Source organism: Mesorhizobium sp. M0051 (assembly GCF_040323235.1).
Lineage (GTDB): Bacteria > Pseudomonadota > Alphaproteobacteria > Rhizobiales > Rhizobiaceae > Mesorhizobium.
Genome location: NZ_JAMYUT010000011.1, coordinates 58,485 through 73,136, shown reverse-complemented (window position 1 = coordinate 73,136; position 14,652 = coordinate 58,485). Strand labels below are relative to the sequence as shown.

General features: G+C 62.9%; 15 protein-coding genes. 2 read left to right on the top strand and 13 right to left on the bottom strand.

Annotated elements, in window-relative coordinates; all coding sequences use genetic code 11:
• Position 1: 1 nt before the first annotated feature.
• The 13 genes from NKJ90_RS13730 to NKJ90_RS13670 all read right to left on the bottom strand — a co-directional run bounded on the left by NKJ90_RS13730 (position 2) and on the right by NKJ90_RS13670 (position 12,703).
• Positions 2 to 757, bottom strand: a complete 756-nt coding sequence (locus tag NKJ90_RS13730) for an SDR family oxidoreductase (protein WP_352486151.1) — start codon at positions 755 to 757, stop codon at positions 2 to 4.
• Complete coding sequence (locus NKJ90_RS13725; protein WP_352486150.1) at positions 754 to 1,212, bottom strand: hypothetical protein; 459 nt, start codon at positions 1,210 to 1,212, stop codon at positions 754 to 756. The genes NKJ90_RS13730 and NKJ90_RS13725 overlap by 4 nt, the downstream gene beginning before the upstream one ends.
• 118 nt (positions 1,213 to 1,330) lie before the next feature.
• Entirely contained in the window at positions 1,331 to 2,611 is a 1,281-nt protein-coding gene (gene odhB, locus NKJ90_RS13720) for a 2-oxoglutarate dehydrogenase complex dihydrolipoyllysine-residue succinyltransferase (protein WP_023758899.1), read from the bottom strand.
• 67 nt (positions 2,612 to 2,678) lie between these two features.
• Positions 2,679 to 5,666, bottom strand: coding sequence for a 2-oxoglutarate dehydrogenase E1 component (locus NKJ90_RS13715; protein WP_023758900.1), 2,988 nt, complete (start codon positions 5,664 to 5,666; stop codon positions 2,679 to 2,681).
• 139 nt (positions 5,667 to 5,805) lie between these two features.
• On the bottom strand, positions 5,806 to 6,708 hold the full coding sequence (gene sucD / locus NKJ90_RS13710; RefSeq protein ID WP_023758901.1) for a succinate--CoA ligase subunit alpha: 903 nt from the start codon (positions 6,706 to 6,708) through the stop codon (positions 5,806 to 5,808).
• Positions 6,709 to 6,735: 27 nt separating this feature from the next.
• A complete protein-coding gene (locus NKJ90_RS13705; protein ID WP_031260135.1) occupies positions 6,736 to 7,152 on the bottom strand; it encodes a PIN domain-containing protein in 417 nt (138 codons plus the stop codon).
• Positions 7,079 to 7,384, bottom strand: coding sequence for a hypothetical protein (locus NKJ90_RS13700; protein WP_023758903.1), 306 nt, complete (start codon positions 7,382 to 7,384; stop codon positions 7,079 to 7,081). Before NKJ90_RS13700 ends, NKJ90_RS13705 begins: the two co-directional genes overlap by 74 nt.
• An 83-nt stretch (positions 7,385 to 7,467) precedes the next feature.
• Positions 7,468 to 7,965 carry a DUF1579 family protein gene (locus NKJ90_RS13695; protein ID WP_023758904.1) on the bottom strand — a complete coding sequence of 166 codons (498 nt, stop codon included), beginning with the start codon at positions 7,963 to 7,965 and terminating at the stop codon, positions 7,468 to 7,470.
• Positions 7,966 to 7,968: 3 nt separating this feature from the next.
• The gene (locus tag NKJ90_RS13690; RefSeq protein ID WP_023758905.1) at positions 7,969 to 8,340 is read right to left on the bottom strand and encodes a cupin domain-containing protein; all 372 of its coding nucleotides are present in this window, start codon (positions 8,338 to 8,340) and stop codon (positions 7,969 to 7,971) included.
• Positions 8,341 to 8,344: 4 nt separating this feature from the next.
• Entirely contained in the window at positions 8,345 to 9,538 is a 1,194-nt protein-coding gene (gene sucC, locus NKJ90_RS13685; RefSeq protein WP_023758906.1) for an ADP-forming succinate--CoA ligase subunit beta, read from the bottom strand.
• A 16-nt stretch (positions 9,539 to 9,554) separates the two neighbouring features.
• Positions 9,555 to 10,523 carry a malate dehydrogenase gene (gene mdh, locus NKJ90_RS13680; RefSeq protein WP_352486149.1) on the bottom strand — a complete coding sequence of 323 codons (969 nt, stop codon included), beginning with the start codon at positions 10,521 to 10,523 and terminating at the stop codon, positions 9,555 to 9,557.
• Positions 10,524 to 10,923: 400 nt separating this feature from the next.
• A complete protein-coding gene (gene zapE, locus NKJ90_RS13675; protein ID WP_023758908.1) occupies positions 10,924 to 12,123 on the bottom strand; it encodes a cell division protein ZapE in 1,200 nt (399 codons plus the stop codon).
• 40 nt (positions 12,124 to 12,163) lie between these two features.
• Positions 12,164 to 12,703, bottom strand: a complete 540-nt coding sequence (locus NKJ90_RS13670) for a protease inhibitor Inh/omp19 family protein (protein ID WP_023758909.1) — start codon at positions 12,701 to 12,703, stop codon at positions 12,164 to 12,166.
• Between the two features lie 280 nt (positions 12,704 to 12,983).
• Between NKJ90_RS13670 and NKJ90_RS13665 the strand changes: the two genes are divergently transcribed.
• Both NKJ90_RS13665 and NKJ90_RS13660 read left to right on the top strand, forming a co-directional pair.
• Complete coding sequence (locus NKJ90_RS13665; RefSeq protein ID WP_023758910.1) at positions 12,984 to 14,003, top strand: MBL fold metallo-hydrolase; 1,020 nt, start codon at positions 12,984 to 12,986, stop codon at positions 14,001 to 14,003.
• A gap of 71 nt (positions 14,004 to 14,074) precedes the next feature.
• Positions 14,075 to 14,641, top strand: a complete 567-nt coding sequence (locus NKJ90_RS13660) for a hypothetical protein (protein ID WP_023758911.1) — start codon at positions 14,075 to 14,077, stop codon at positions 14,639 to 14,641.
• The last annotated feature ends 11 nt before the right edge of the window (positions 14,642 to 14,652 follow it).

Below are 14,652 nucleotides of genomic sequence, written 5' to 3'. Positions count from 1 at the left end.
CTCAGCGGCCGCCGCTGACATTCAGGATCGCGCCCGTCGTATAGGACGCCGCATCGGATAGGAGATAGAGAACCGCACTCGCGACTTCATCCGCGGTGCCCGCTCTTTTCATCGGCAGTATATCGCGGAACCGTTCTATCCTGTCCGGCTGCCCGCCAGAGGCATGGATCTCGGTATCGATGAGGCCCGGCCGCACCGCATTGACGCGGATACCTTCCAGGGCGACTTCACGGGCGAGCCCGATGGTAAAAGTGTCGATGGCACCCTTGGAGGCGGCATAGTCGACAAATTCGCCCGGCGAGCCCAATGTCGCTGCCGCCGACGAGATGTTGACGATGGATCCGCCCGAGCCGCCGTGGCGGGTCGACATGCGCTTGACCGCCTCGCGGGCGCAGAGGAACGAGCCGACGACATTGATGCGCATCATGCGCTCGAGCCGCGCCACATCCATTTCATCGACGCGCGCCTTGACGTCGACGATGCCGGCATTGTTGACGAAGGCATCGAGCCGGCCATAGGCGCGGTCTACAGCGCCGAACATGGCCACGATATCGGACTCGGCGCCGACATCGCCCTTGACGGCAAAAGCCTCGCCGCCGCCGGCCTTGATCTCGGCGACCAATGCGTCGGCGGCATTCCGGTTCGAAGCGTAGTTGATTCCCAGCCGGTAGCCGGCCTTCGAGCCGAGCCGGCAGATCGCGGCGCCAATGCCGCGGCTGCCGCCGGTGACCAGCAACACCTTTTGCGTCCCGCTCATTCCTGACATCCCTTCAAGGCAAATACATCCCACGGCACCTTCGAAAACCCGCTGCCGCCATAGGCCGAGGATTGGCGCAGCGACGGCCCGAGATCCGGCAGTATCAGCGTCTTAGGCGCCTCGACGCTTTCAGACGGCAGCAGCCCGATGCTGCCCTCGTCATCCGATGCGTAGATGACGCCATGCCAGGCCGTGCAGGCGGCAAGCTCCTCGCCGGTAACGTCGCCGTCCGGGCATTTGTACATGAGCGCGCCGTTGGGCCGCGACACGCCCTCGTTCCACATGACGATGCCGTTCAGCACGACATTGTTGTCGAGGATCATGCGGAACGTGTTGGTGACGGTCGCCGAGGTGCCGGTTGGCGTAAAATCGATCTCGCTGCCGCTTTGGGCATCGCCATAGACGGCGAGCCCGATCGGACAGGCGGCATGGGCGCCAGCGACGGCCAACGCCATGCCGCCCGCGATCGATACGAACGAAAGCACCCTAGAAAGGCTAAGGGAACAAATCGTCATTCTGCTGCGCAGATCCCTTCCCCCTGCCTACCGTTTAACAGCCGGATCGGCACCAATCCTAGAGATCGAGCACCAGCCGTTCCGGATCCTCCAGGCTTTCCTTGACGCGGACGAGGAAGGTCACCGCTTCCTTGCCATCGACGATGCGGTGATCGTAGCTGAGCGCCAGATACATCATCGGCCGGATCACGATCTGGCCGCCGACCACGACAGGCCGGTCCTGGATCTTGTGCATGCCCAGGATGCCCGACTGCGGCGCGTTGAGGATCGGCGTCGACATCAGCGACCCGTAAACGCCGCCATTGGAGATCGTGAACGTGCCACCTTGCATGTCGGCGACCGACAGCTTGCCGTCGCGCGCGGCGATGCCCAGCCGGCCGATGTCCTTTTCGATCTCGGCGATCGACATCTGGTCGGCATTGCGCACGACCGGCACGACCAAGCCCTTTTCGGTGCCGACGGCGACGCCGATATGGGCGTAGTTCTTGAAGATGATATCGGTGCCGTCGATCTCTGCATTGACCGAAGGGATTTCCTTCAAGGCGTGGGTCACGGCCTTGGTGAAGAAGCCCATGAAGCCGAGCTTCACGCCATGCTTCTTCTCGAACACGTCCTTGTACTTGGCCCTGAGTGCCATCACCGCTGACATGTCGACCTCGTTGAAGGTGGTCAGCATGGCGGCGGTCGACTGCGCTTCCTTGAGACGGCGCGCGATCGTCTGGCGCAGCTTGGTCATGCGCACACGTTCCTCGCGCGATGCGTCGTCGCCAGAGGACGGCGCGCGCATGGCAACCGGTGCCGGTGTGGCCTTGGGTGTCTCGGCCGGCTGCGATGGCGCACCCTTGGAAATGGCGTCGAGCACGTCGCCCTTCAGCACCTGGCCGCGCTTGCCCGAACCCGAGAGCTGGTCGACCGAGAGATTGTGTTCGGCGATCAGTTTCGCCGCCGCCGGCGCCGGCGGCATGCTGCGCGGCTCGACCGGTCCGGCATCGCCGGCAATCTTGGCGGTCTCGGCCGCCGCCTGCTTGCCGGTCGATGCTGCATCCGGCGACGAGGCCTGCGACACCGCCTGCGGCTTGGTCGCAGTCGCTGCGGCCGCGCCATCTGCCGAAATCGAACCCAGCAGCGCGCCGACGCCGACCGTCTCGCCTTCCTTGACGGTGATTTCGCTCAGCGTCCCGGCGGCGGCGGCGGGCACTTCCACCGTCACCTTGTCAGTTTCGAGCTCGACCAGCGGCTCATCGGCGGCAATGGCATCGCCGACCTTCTTGAACCATTTGCCGATGGTCGCTTCGGTGACGGATTCGCCGAGAGTGGGAACGCGGATTTCGGTAGCCATTGTGCCTGTCCGTTTCTGGTCGGTTCTGTTTTGTCAGCCCAATTCTGCTCTATTGGGGCGCTCTGTTCTATTCACCAAGCGCGTCTTCGAGCAAGGCGGCGAGCTGGGCAAGGTGCTTGGACATCAACCCGGTCGCCGGCGAGGCAGCCGCCGGGCGGCCGGTGTAGCGCACCCGCTGATGCTTGGCATCGATATGCGCCAGCACCCATTCCAGATACGGGTCGATGAACGACCAGGCGCCCATGTTCTTGGGCTCCTCCTGGCACCACACCATCTCCGCATTGCGGAAGCGCGACAGTTCCGTGATCAGCGCCTTGGCCGGGAATGGATAGAGCTGTTCGACGCGCAGCAGATAGATGTCGTTGATGCCGCGCTTCTCGCGCTCCTCGTAGAGATCGTAATAGACCTTGCCCGAGCACAGCACGACGCGGCGGATCTTCGAATCCTTGGTGAGCTTGATCGCCTGGTTGGGCAGCAGCTGGGCATCGTCCCAAAGCAGCCGGTGGAACGAGCTCTCGCCCGACATTTCCGGCAGCGTCGACACCGCCCGCTTGTGGCGCAGCAGCGACTTCGGCGTCATCAGGATCAGCGGCTTGCGGAAGTCGCGCTTCAGCTGCCGGCGCAGGATGTGGAAGTAGTTGGCCGGCGTCGTGCAGTTGGCGACTTGCATGTTGTCTTCGGCGCAAAGCTGCAGGAAGCGCTCGAGCCGGGCCGAGGAGTGTTCCGGGCCCTGGCCTTCATAGCCATGCGGCAGCAGGCACACGAGGCCCGACATTCGGAGCCACTTGCGCTCTCCTGAGGAGATAAACTGGTCGAACACCACCTGGGCGCCATTGGCGAAGTCGCCGAACTGCGCTTCCCACAGCGTCAGCGCCTTCGGCTCGGCCAGGCTGTAGCCATATTCGAAGCCCAGAACCGCCTCTTCCGACAGCATTGAGTTGATGACTTCGTAGCCGGCCTGTGCGGCCGACAGATTGTTGAGCGGGATGTAGCGGGTCTCGTCGCGCTGGTCGTAGAGCACGGAATGGCGCTGCGAGAAGGTACCGCGTTCGGAATCCTGCCCCGACAGGCGGATCGGATTGCCGTCGAGCAGGATGGCGCCGAAGGCCAGCGCCTCCGCCGTCGACCAGTCGATGCCTTCGCCGGATTCGATCGCCTGGCGGCGGTTTTCGAGGAAGCGGATGATCGTCTTGTGCGCCTCGAAATCCTTCGGCACCTCGGTCAGCTTCTTGCCGATTTCCTTCAGCGTCTTGACCGGCACGGCGGTCTTGCCGCGCCGCTGTTCATCCTGGTTGTCGGCCGTGCGCAGGCCCGACCAGGCGCCGTCGAGCCAATCGGCCTTGTTGGGCTTGTAATGCTGGCCGACTTCCCACTCGGATTCCAGATGCGCGCGCCAGTCGGCCTTTATCCGGTCGAATTCGGCCTGGGTGATGTGGCCTTCGGCAATCAGGCGGTCGGCGTATATCTGTACCGTGGTCTTGTGGGTGCGGATGTTGCGATACATGATCGGCTGGGTGAAGGCCGGCTCGTCGCCTTCATTGTGGCCGAAGCGGCGGTAGCAGAACATGTCCACCACCACGGGCTTGTGGAACTTCATGCGGAATTCGATCGCCACCTTGGTGGCGTGCACCACGGCTTCCGGGTCGTCGCCATTGACGTGGAAGATCGGCGCCTCGATCATCTTGGCCACGTCGGACGGATAGGGCGACGAGCGCGAGAAACGCGGATTGGTGGTGAAGCCGATCTGGTTGTTGATGATGAAATGCAGCGTGCCGGCGACCCGGTGGCCGCGCAGGCCGGACAGGCCGAGAATTTCGGCGATCACGCCCTGGCCGGCGAAGGCGGCGTCGCCGTGCAGCAAGAGTGGCAGCACCTTGGCGCGTTCTTCCAGCGGCACGATTTCCTCGCGGCTGCGGCCGAACAGATAATCCTGCTTGGCGCGCGCCTTGCCCATCACCACCGGGTCGACGATTTCCAGATGCGAGGGGTTGGCGGTCAAGGACAGATGCACCTTGTTGCCGTCGAACTCGCGGTCCGACGAGGCGCCGAGATGGTACTTGACGTCGCCCGAGCCCTCGACCTCGTCGGGCGCGGCCGAGCCGCCCTTGAACTCATGGAAGATGGCGCGGTGCGGCTTGGCCATCACCTGGGAGAGCACGTTCAGCCGGCCGCGATGCGCCATGCCGAGCACGATCTCCTTCATGCCGAGCTGGCCGCCGCGCTTGATGATCTGCTCCAGCGCCGGGATCAACGCTTCACTGCCATCGAGGCCGAAACGCTTGGTGCCCTTGTACTTGACGTCGATGAACTGTTCGAAACCTTCGGATTCGACCAGCTTCTGCAGGATCGCCTTCTTGCCGGTGGCGGTGAAGGAGATCTCCTTGTCGGCGCCCTCGATGCGCGCCTGGATCCAGGCCTTTTCCTCGGGATCGGAAATATGCATGAACTCGACGCCCAGCGTCGAGCAATAGGTGCGGGTGAGGATTTCCAGCATTTGCCGGATGCTGCCGAATTCAAGCCCGAGCACATTGTCGAGGAAGATCGGCCGGTCGTAATCGGCTTCGGTGAAGCCGTAATTTTCCGGCGACAATTCGTTGTAGTCCTCGAGCGGCTTGGCGATGCCGAGCGGGTCGAGATTGGCATGCAGATGGCCGCGCATGCGGTAGGCGCGGATCATCATGATGGCGCGCACGGAATCGCGCGTCGCCTGGTGTACGTCGGCATCGGAAAGCACGACACCGTTGGTGACCGCCTTGTCCTTGACCTTCTTTTCGATGGTCTTCTCGACGATGCCCCAATTGCCGTCTAGCGCCGAGACCAGTTCGCCATTGGCCTGCAGCGGCCAGGACGGCTTCGCCCAGGAGGCGCCCTTGGCGTTCCTGCGCACATCGCCGGCATCATCCTTCAGCCCGGCGAAGAACTCCTGCCATTCAGCATTGACCGAGGCTGGATCGTCCTCATAGGCGGCATAGAGCGCGTCGATGTAATCGGCATTGCCGCCATAGAGGAAAGAGGTGAGCGAAAACTGGTCGTTGGCCTGATCTTGTCTTGCCATTTTTTGTCCGCGGAGCCCGGCTCCGTCTCCTGTTTGAGCGAATAGGGAGTAGCGAATAGCGAGTAGGGATTGCCCCGTGGTCGCACCGCTACTCTGTTTTCCCTATTCGCTATTCACTACTCGCTACTCGCTACTCGCTTTAACTCTTGATTGCCTCGACCAGCGTCGTGCCCAGCCTTGCCGGCGAGGGCGATACCTTGATGCCGGCCGATTCCATTGCCGCGATCTTGTCCTCGGCGCCGCCCTTGCCGCCAGAGATGACCGCGCCCGCATGACCCATGGTGCGGCCGGCCGGCGCCGTGCGCCCGGCGATGAAGCCGGCCATCGGCTTCTTGCGGCCACGCTTGGCTTCGTCCTTGAGGAACTGCGCGGCGTCTTCCTCTGCCGAACCGCCGATCTCGCCGATCATGATGATCGACTTGGTCTCGTCGTCGGCGAGGAACATCTCGAGCACGTCGATGAACTCGGTGCCCTTGACGGGGTCGCCGCCAATGCCGACGGCGGTGGTCTGGCCGAGGCCGACATTGGTGGTCTGGAACACTGCCTCATAGGTAAGCGTTCCCGAGCGCGAAACAACGCCGACCGAGCCCTTGCGGAAGATGTTTCCGGGCATGATGCCGATCTTGCATTCGTTGGGCGTCAAGACGCCCGGGCAGTTCGGGCCGATCAGCCTCGAGGTCGAGCGGTCGAGCCGCGCCTTGACCCTGATCATGTCCATCACCGGTATGCCTTCGGTGATGCAGATGATCAGCGGGATCTCGGCCTCGATCGCCTCCAGGATGGCTTCGGCGGCGCCCGCCGGCGGCACATAGACGACTGAAGCGTTGGCGCCGGTCTTCTCCTTGCCCTCGGCGACGGTGGCGAAGATCGGCAGGCTCTCGCCCTTGGAACCGGTCCAGGTCTCGCCGCCCTTTTTGGGATGGATGCCGCCGATCATTTTTGTGCCGTGATAGGCCAGCGCCTGTTCGGTGTGGAACGTACCGGTCTTGCCGGTCAGGCCCTGCACCAGCACCTTGGTGTTCTTGTCGACGAGAATGGACATGGGTGATAACGCCTCTGGATTCAGCGATTACAAGAAAGGATTGACGGCTCGTACCGAGCCATAAACCTGGTTGTGGTTGAGACCCTCAGTGTAGAAAATCGGCGCACCGAGATAGACGGCCGCGGCGAGAAGCGCGGCGTCGTAGTAGTGAATTCCGTAACGGCGCGCGAGGTCCAGCCCAGAGCGGACGTAGCTTTCGTCGACGGGCACCAAAGGACAGGTCCCGAGGAGAACCAGCCACTGGTCGAGCAGGTCATCGCCCAGGAGGGATTTCGCTCGCGACACTGCGGCGAATTCGGCCAAAGTTTGCCCCGACACGCCAAAGATGGTGCTCGATACCAGTTCTGCGGCGATCGGCGCGCGGCGTGGATCACGATTCTTCTCCGAAGCCGCGTAGATCAGGACGTTCGTGTCGAGAAAGCAATCGATCCTCCCGGTCGGCATAGGCGTCCCTTCGATCCCACTTGTAGGGGGTGTCGGCGCTGTCGCCCCGTCTCGCGGCCTCGTCCATGAGTCGCTTCATTCCCGCCTTGGCCCAGGCCATCCGGTCTTCCTGCTCGACTTCATGCGCAAGCAGTGAACGAATGAGGGCGTTGAGCGTGGTGTTGCGACGTCCGGCAAGGCCTCGCGCCTTTTCGAGCAGAGCCTCGTCCATGGCTAGGGTGACATTCTTCATCGCTTGTCTCCACATAAATACACAGCCAATATATGTGTGATTATGTGTATTTTTTCAACCGCCATGCCCACGACCTGCATCGCTCAGCCTTCCCCTAACTCGGAAGGCGAGACGCGCCGGTAAACGCCGCTCACCATGTCCTGCCAGGCATCGCTGCCGGCAGGTTTGAACTGCAATCGCATGCGGTAGGCGTCGGCACCGTCGAAAACATACGTCACGCGCGCGACGCCGCGCGGCGACGACCGCTCCACAGTGAGTTCGTTGCCGTTCCAAGTGCCCGTGGCCGGAGCCGCCGGCACGAAGCCCATCGAGTCGAACTGATGCATGGTGGCGATGCTGTTTTGCTGGTCGAAGCCAAACACGCTGTGCGCGCCGAACGAGACCGTGCCGTCGCGACGCTGGCGATAGCGCTGCACCACGAACAGCCCGCCGAACTGTGCCTCAGCCAGCACTTCGGAAGTCGCCGTGCCGGCATCGGTCCATTGAGTTGCCGCCACCTCTTCCTCACCACGCCACGCGCCGACCAGCGCCTGCAGGCGCTGGTGATCGGCCGAGAGCGAGGAGAAGGCGGCTGCGTTCATGGGTCAGAGCCGCTTCAGGTCGGAGACGGTGAGGTCGCTCTTGGCGTTGCCGGTGTTGAGCGTCGTCGCCGGCTCGAACATCAGCACCACGGGCTCCGAAGTCAGCGAGCGCGGCCGGTGCTCGACGCCGCGCGGCACGACGATGAAATCGCCCTCGCCAAGCTCGACCGGACCGTCGCGAAAATCGATGGCAATGCGCCCACGCAGCACGAGGAAGGCCTCGTCCTCATTGTCATGCGCGTGCCAGTCGAAGGATTCGCCGAACTTGGCGACCTTGGCCTGGCTGTCATTGATGTCGCCGGCAATGTGCGGATCGAAGACCTTGCTGATCTTCGCATCCGCCGCCTCGACCAGATTTATCTTGCGCGGAGGCATCCGCTCAGCCCTTCACCGCCGCCACGATCTTCTTGGCCGCGTCGTCGAGATCATCGGCCGACACCACGTTGAGGCCGCTGTCGTTGATGATCTTCTTGCCGAGCTCGGCATTGGTGCCTTCCAGGCGCACCACCAGCGGCACTTGGAGCCCGACTTCCTTGACCGCGGCAATCACGCCCTCGGCAATGATGTCGCACTTCATGATGCCGCCGAAGATGTTGATCAGGATGCCCTTCACCGCCGGATCCTTGGTGATGATCTTGAACGCCGCCGTCACTTTCTCTTTCGACGCGCCGCCGCCGACATCGAGGAAGTTGGCCGGCTCGGCGCCATAGAGCTTGATGATGTCCATTGTCGCCATGGCGAGGCCGGCACCGTTGACCATGCAGCCGATATTGCCGTCCAGCGCGACATAGGCGAGGTCGTATTTCGACGCCTCGATCTCCTTCTCGTCCTCTTCGGTGGTGTCGCGCAGTTCGAGCACATCCGGGTGACGGAACAGCGCGTTGTTATCGAACGACACTTTTGCGTCGAGCACGCGCAGCCGGCCGCTCTTCATGACGATCAGCGGATTGACCTCGAGCAGGCTCATGTCCTTCTCGACAAAGGCCTTGTAGAGGATAGGGAACAGCGTATCTCCGTCCTTGGCCGCGTCGCCGTCGAGCTTCAGCGCACCGTTGAGCGCCTTCAGATCGGCCGATGTGACGCCCTTTTCCGGATCGATGGCGACAGTGATGATCTTTTCCGGCGTGTCATGCGCGACCGCTTCGATGTCCATGCCGCCTTCGGTCGAGACGACGAAAGCAACGCGGCCGACCGAGCGGTCGACCAGGATCGACAGGTAGAGTTCGCGCTCGATATCGGCGCCGTCCTCGATGTAGAGGCGGTTGACCTGCTTGCCGGCCGGGCCGGTTTGCTTGGTGACCAGCGTGTTACCCAGCATCTCATTGGCGTTGGTGACGACGTCGGCGACCGACTTCGCCAGCCGCACACCGCCCTTGGCATCCGGGCCGAGCTCCTTGAATTTGCCCTTGCCGCGGCCGCCGGCATGGATCTGGCTCTTCACCACATAAAGCGGGCCGGGGAGCGCCTTGGCGGCGGCTTCCGCTTCGTTCGCCTTGAACACCGGTACGCCCTCGGCCACCGGCGCCCCGAACGACTTCAGCAGCGCCTTGCCCTGATACTCATGGATGTTCATCTGGATTTTCTCCGGGTTACTTGGCGGCGAGCTGCGGTGCGATCTTGGCGCAGGCCTCGGTCAGTCCCTGCACCGTCGCCACCGAACTGTCGAACATCTTCTGCTCGCTCTTGTTCAGTTCGATCTCGATGATGCGCTCGACGCCGCCGGCGCCGATCACCACGGGAACGCCGACATAGGTGTTCTTGACGCCATACTGACCGGAAAGATACGCGGCGCACGGCAGCACACGCTTCTTATCCTTGAGGTAGGCTTCGGCCATCGAGATCGCCGAGGCGGCCGGCGCGTAGTAGGCCGAGCCGGTCTTGAGCAGGCCGACGATCTCGGCGCCGCCGTCGCGGGTGCGCTGTACGATCTGGTCGAGCTTTTCCTTCGAGGTCCAGCCCATCTTGATGAGGTCGGGCAGCGGAATGCCGGACACCGTCGAATAGCGGATCATCGGCACCATGGAATCGCCGTGGCCGCCGAGCACGAAGGCGGTGACGTCCTCGACCGAGACCTTGAATTCTTCAGCCAGGAAATAGCGGAAGCGCGCACTGTCAAGCACGCCGGCCATGCCGACGACATGGCTCTTGGGCAGGCCGGAGAACTTCTGCAGCGCCCAGACCATGGCGTCGAGAGGATTGGTGATGCAGATGACGAAGGCCTTCGGTGCGTACTTCTTCAGCCCGGCACCGACCTGTTCCATGACCTTGAGGTTGATGCCCAGAAGGTCGTCTCGGCTCATGCCGGGCTTGCGCGGCACGCCGGCGGTGACGATGCAGACATCGGCACCCTCGATGCCGGCATAGTCGTTGATGCCGGTGAGGCGGCTGTCGAAGCCATCGACGGGCGACGACTGCGCGATATCGAGCCCCTTGCCCTGCGGGATACCATCGGCGATATCGAACAGCACCACGTCGCCGAGGTCCTTGAGGCCGATCATATGGGCGAGCGTGCCGCCGATCATGCCGGAGCCGATGAGCGCTATCTTGTTGCGTGCCATGTCAGGATGTTTTCCCTTTGTCGGTGACGGTGTCTCAAATCGTTTGGCGACTTGATGGCACGTCGAAGAAGAGGCCGGAATGCTGCGAGGACCCGCGAGACTTTCGCCGCACCAATAGCCTCGGCGCGGCTCAAATTCAAACGATTATTTTGAGGCGAGCATTTTCAATCGGTTAGACTGATTGGGACTTACGTAAACGTCAAAGTTTGTAAGCCGACTTGCGAAGTTTTACACAGTGAGTATGGAAATCAGAAGGCTATTTCCAGATGATGACGCCCTTGTGATGCGCGTGGCAGAGGATGTGTTTGGGCACACGGTCAGATCGGACTCGAACGGTTTGATAGTCGGCGGGACAGAGGGGTGTGACGGAACGCTACGGATCCGCTTTGGGGTTCCATCTCTACGCCCGCGCCTGCTGCGCTTCTGGCGCCACTTTCACCTTCTGCCGCTCCGCCCAATCCTCCAGCCAGTCGTGGCTTTGCATCTCGATCAGGCGCGATGCCGTGCGCTCGAATTCGAAGACCTCGACGCCGCGCTTTGCGAGATAAAGCTGCGTCGGCGGAGCCTCTGCACTCATCACCAGCCGTACATGATGGTCATAAAGCGTGTCGATCAACAGGATGAAGCGCTTGGCCTCGTTGCGCTTGCCTTCGCCGAGCACCGGGACATGGTCGACGAAGATGGTCGAAAAGCGCCCGGCGATCGCCAGGTAGTCGCGTGCCCCAAGCGGCCTTTCGCAGAGATCTGCGAAGGAAAACCGCGCCGCATCGCCTGCTGCGCGCGGCACGACCACTTGCCGGCCCTTGAGGGTCAGCGAGGTCTCCGTAATCGGCACGCCACGCGTCATGGTTTGCCAGGCCTCGTCGAGTATCTGGTCGGCCGCCGCACCGGCCGGCGTGACATAGACCGGCATGCGGGCGAACTTTTCCAGCCGGTAGTCCTTGTCGGCGTCGAGTGCCAGCACCTGTGCATGCCGCTCCAGAATGCCGATGAAGGGCAGGAAAAGCTGGCGGTTCAGCCCTTCTCTATAAAGATCTTCCGGCGCCACGTTCGAGGTGGCGACCAGCACCACGCCGTTGGCAAACAGCGCCGAAAACAGCCGCGACAGGATCATCGCGTCGGCAATGTCGGTGACCGAGAACTCGTCGAAGCACAGCACCCAGGCCTGCTCGGCAAGCGCCTTGGCGACGGGCGGGATCGGATCGTCTTCCCTGACGTCACCGTTCTTGCGCGCCTGCCGGTGCTTCTGGATGCGGTCCTGGACATCGGCCATGAAGTCGTTGAAGTGGACGCGGCGTTTGCGCCGTACCGGCACAAGCTCGAAGAACATGTCCATCAGCATGGTCTTGCCGCGGCCGACGCCGCCATGGATGTAGAGCCCTTTGACGGCCTCGTGCGTTCCGCGCTTGCGGGCAAACAGCCAGCCCAGCGCGCTGGACTTCTGTGCCAGCCGCTTGGCCGAAATCTCATCGGTCAGCCGGTCAAGCGCAGCTGCGATCCGCTCCTGTAGCGGATCGCGTTCGATCGCCCCCGTTTCCACCAGATGGTCGTAACGCTGCCTGACGGTCGCATGGATCTGGAGGCCGTCACGCAGATGCATCGGTCATGTCGTTCCGGAGCAATTTCCAGGAAAAATATGTCTATCTTGTAAGCGAAATCGGCTGGCCGTTCGAAGTCTGGCCGTCGAATTTCGAGCCGCCCGAGGAATAGAGCCGCGCCAGCGCACCGCCATTCTCGTCATAAAGCGTCAGTTGCTTGCCGGCGACGTTCCACGACTTGATGCCGTCGATCGGTGCCGGGCAATGCAGCGGCCCGGCGCGGAAGCCGGCACCGAACTTGGTCTGCGGCGTCGCCACCTTGCAGCTCTGGCCCGAAACGCTGGCATTCCAGACGCCGGCGACGCTGGCGGCATTGAGATCCGAGGCTCCGGCGGGCGCCGTACCGTCCGGCGGCAGCGAGGCCACCTGCGTATTCGCCGGCGCGGTCGGGAATTGCGACGGGTCCGTGGTGCCGGGCGACGCCGGCGGCGGTAGCTGGTTCGCGGTCACCTTGCCGGCGGGCGCGGCCTCCAGCGGTGCCGGCTGCTGATCGCCCATCGACGAGAAACGTGAGGTCGAACAGCCGCTCGCAACGAGCGCGGCCAGCGATACGGCCACCAGGCCGGTTTTCGAAAAAGTCATTCCAACCTCCGTCGGATCCGGCTGGGGGGAAGCCGTCCGCACAATCTCACCTCCACCAAGATGGAGAAGGTGGCGAAATTTCAACCCGATATGGTTAAAATACGGTTTGCAGCAAGATTTGTTGCAAATTTGTCGCAATCGCGATGGTACGGGCCACTGTCGCGCGTCGCCCTGAGGTCCCGGTTGACACTGGCCGCCCCCTGGCATTCGGCGGTCACACGCTTGCGCAAGCAGGCACAGCGCCTATGTCAGGGAGACGCAACCTGCCGGAGCCGCAAAATTGGCCGCGAGAAAGAGAGCCGCCAATCGCTACTATAGCGGCCCGCCCAGCGATCATTTCGACGGCACCTTGTTCTTCAATCCCGACGGCCAGCTGCCCGGCCGTTTCGCCGACCTGCTGAAATGGCAGTTGAATGGCAAGCGCTCGAAATGGCCGGCGACGAATCCAAGCCCCTTCCCGCAGGCAAAGCCGGCCGCGAGCGTCGAAGGCGCCGCGCTTGATGTGACGATGGTGGGCCATTCCAGCTTGCTGATCCAGACGGCCGGTCTGAACATCCTGACCGACCCGGTCTGGTCGCAGCGCGCGTCGCCGCTTTTCTTTGCCGGTCCACGGCGCATCAATCCGCCAGGCATCGCTTTCGCCGACCTGCCGCCGATCGACCTCGTGCTGGTCAGCCACAATCATTACGACCATCTCGACCTCGCCACGCTGAAGCGGCTGAAGGCCGGCCACGACCCGCTGGTGCTCACTCCGCTCGGCAACGATACCCTGATTGGCGATGCGATTCCCGGCATGCGGCTGTCGGCGCACGATTGGGGCGACAGGGTCGAGGTCGGCAATGGCGTCGTCGTCCATGTCGAGCCGGCGCACCACTGGTCGGCGCGGGGCGCCCGCGACCGGCGCATGGCGCTGTGGGCCGGCTTCGTCGTCGGGACGCCGAACGGCAAACTCTATTTCGCCGGCGACACCGGCTTCCACGGCGGCATCAACTATCGGCTGATGGCCGAGAAACATGGCGGCTTCCGCTTCGCCATCCTGCCGATCGGTGCCTATGAGCCGCGCTGGTTCATGGCGCCGCAGCACCAGAATCCGGAGGAGGCGGTGCAAGGCATGACATTGTGCAACGCCGCTTTCGCCGCCGGCTGCCACTGGGGCACTTTCCAGCTCACCGACGAACCGATCGACGAGCCGGCGCGAAAACTGACCGAGGCGCTTGATGACCAAGGCGTCCCACGAGAGCGCTTTCGCGCCTTGCGGCCCGGCGAGGTCTGGAGCATACCCGAGATCGGGCGCGACTGACGTCTGCATTGGCCATTTACGCCCCGGTCATTTTCGCAGATGGTCAGCCTAACGGGCAAAGGGGAATTCAGATGAAATCGATCGTGGCAGTTCTGATGGCGCTGGCGTTTTCGACGCCGTGCGCTTTCGCAGGCGAAATCGGCGACCGCGCCACCGAGGCCGAAAAACTGCTGCAGTCGGGTGACGGCGCCGGCGCGCTGGACAAATTCCGCGGCGCGGAGGAAGCCTTTTGGCAAGCGATGCCGCTGACCGTCCAGAACGTCAAACAGGTCGATTCCGCAAGCGGTTTCGGCATCTACAGCGAGCGTGCCAATCGCATCTACAAACCTGGCGAGAAGATCGTGCTCTATATGGAGCCTGTTGGCTACGGCTATGGCACGGACGGTCTCGGCAACAGCATGATCGCGCTTTCCGTCGACATCACCGTCGTTTCACCGGCCGGCGAGACTCTCGGGACAAGTGAGAAGGTCGGCCGTGTCCAGGTCGCCTCCCGCTCACACAACCGCGAACTGTTCTTCAAGCTGGACCTCTCCCTCGACGGCTTGCTGCCCGGCAAATACCGGTGCGACTTTCTCATGCATGACGAGAATTCGAGCAAGACGGCGCCCTTCACCACCGATATCGAGATCGCCGGCTAGGTCGGTCAACG

Bases quoted from the DNA above. Each gene is read 5' to 3' on its own strand.
- NKJ90_RS13730 (WP_352486151.1), bottom strand. From the start codon at position 757: ATGAGCGGGACGCAAAAGGTGTTGCTGGTCACCGGCGGCAGCCGCGGC.
- NKJ90_RS13660 (WP_023758911.1), top strand. From the start codon at position 14,075: ATGAAATCGATCGTGGCAGTTCTGATGGCGCTGGCGTTTTCGACGCCG.
- NKJ90_RS13670 (WP_023758909.1), bottom strand. From the start codon at position 12,703: ATGACTTTTTCGAAAACCGGCCTGGTGGCCGTATCGCTGGCCGCGCTC.
- NKJ90_RS13695 (WP_023758904.1), bottom strand. From the start codon at position 7,965: ATGAACGCAGCCGCCTTCTCCTCGCTCTCGGCCGATCACCAGCGCCTG.
- NKJ90_RS13700 (WP_023758903.1), bottom strand. From the start codon at position 7,384: ATGAAGAATGTCACCCTAGCCATGGACGAGGCTCTGCTCGAAAAGGCG.
- sucD (WP_023758901.1), bottom strand. From the start codon at position 6,708: ATGTCCATTCTCGTCGACAAGAACACCAAGGTGCTGGTGCAGGGCCTG.
- odhB (WP_023758899.1), bottom strand. From the start codon at position 2,611: ATGGCTACCGAAATCCGCGTTCCCACTCTCGGCGAATCCGTCACCGAA.
- zapE (WP_023758908.1), bottom strand. From the start codon at position 12,123: ATGCATCTGCGTGACGGCCTCCAGATCCATGCGACCGTCAGGCAGCGT.
- NKJ90_RS13715 (WP_023758900.1), bottom strand. From the start codon at position 5,666: ATGGCAAGACAAGATCAGGCCAACGACCAGTTTTCGCTCACCTCTTTC.
- NKJ90_RS13690 (WP_023758905.1), bottom strand. From the start codon at position 8,340: ATGCCTCCGCGCAAGATAAATCTGGTCGAGGCGGCGGATGCGAAGATC.
- mdh (WP_352486149.1), bottom strand. From the start codon at position 10,523: ATGGCACGCAACAAGATAGCGCTCATCGGCTCCGGCATGATCGGCGGC.
- NKJ90_RS13705 (WP_031260135.1), bottom strand. From the start codon at position 7,152: ATGCCGACCGGGAGGATCGATTGCTTTCTCGACACGAACGTCCTGATC.
- sucC (WP_023758906.1), bottom strand. From the start codon at position 9,538: ATGAACATCCATGAGTATCAGGGCAAGGCGCTGCTGAAGTCGTTCGGG.
- NKJ90_RS13725 (WP_352486150.1), bottom strand. From the start codon at position 1,212: ATGGCGTTGGCCGTCGCTGGCGCCCATGCCGCCTGTCCGATCGGGCTC.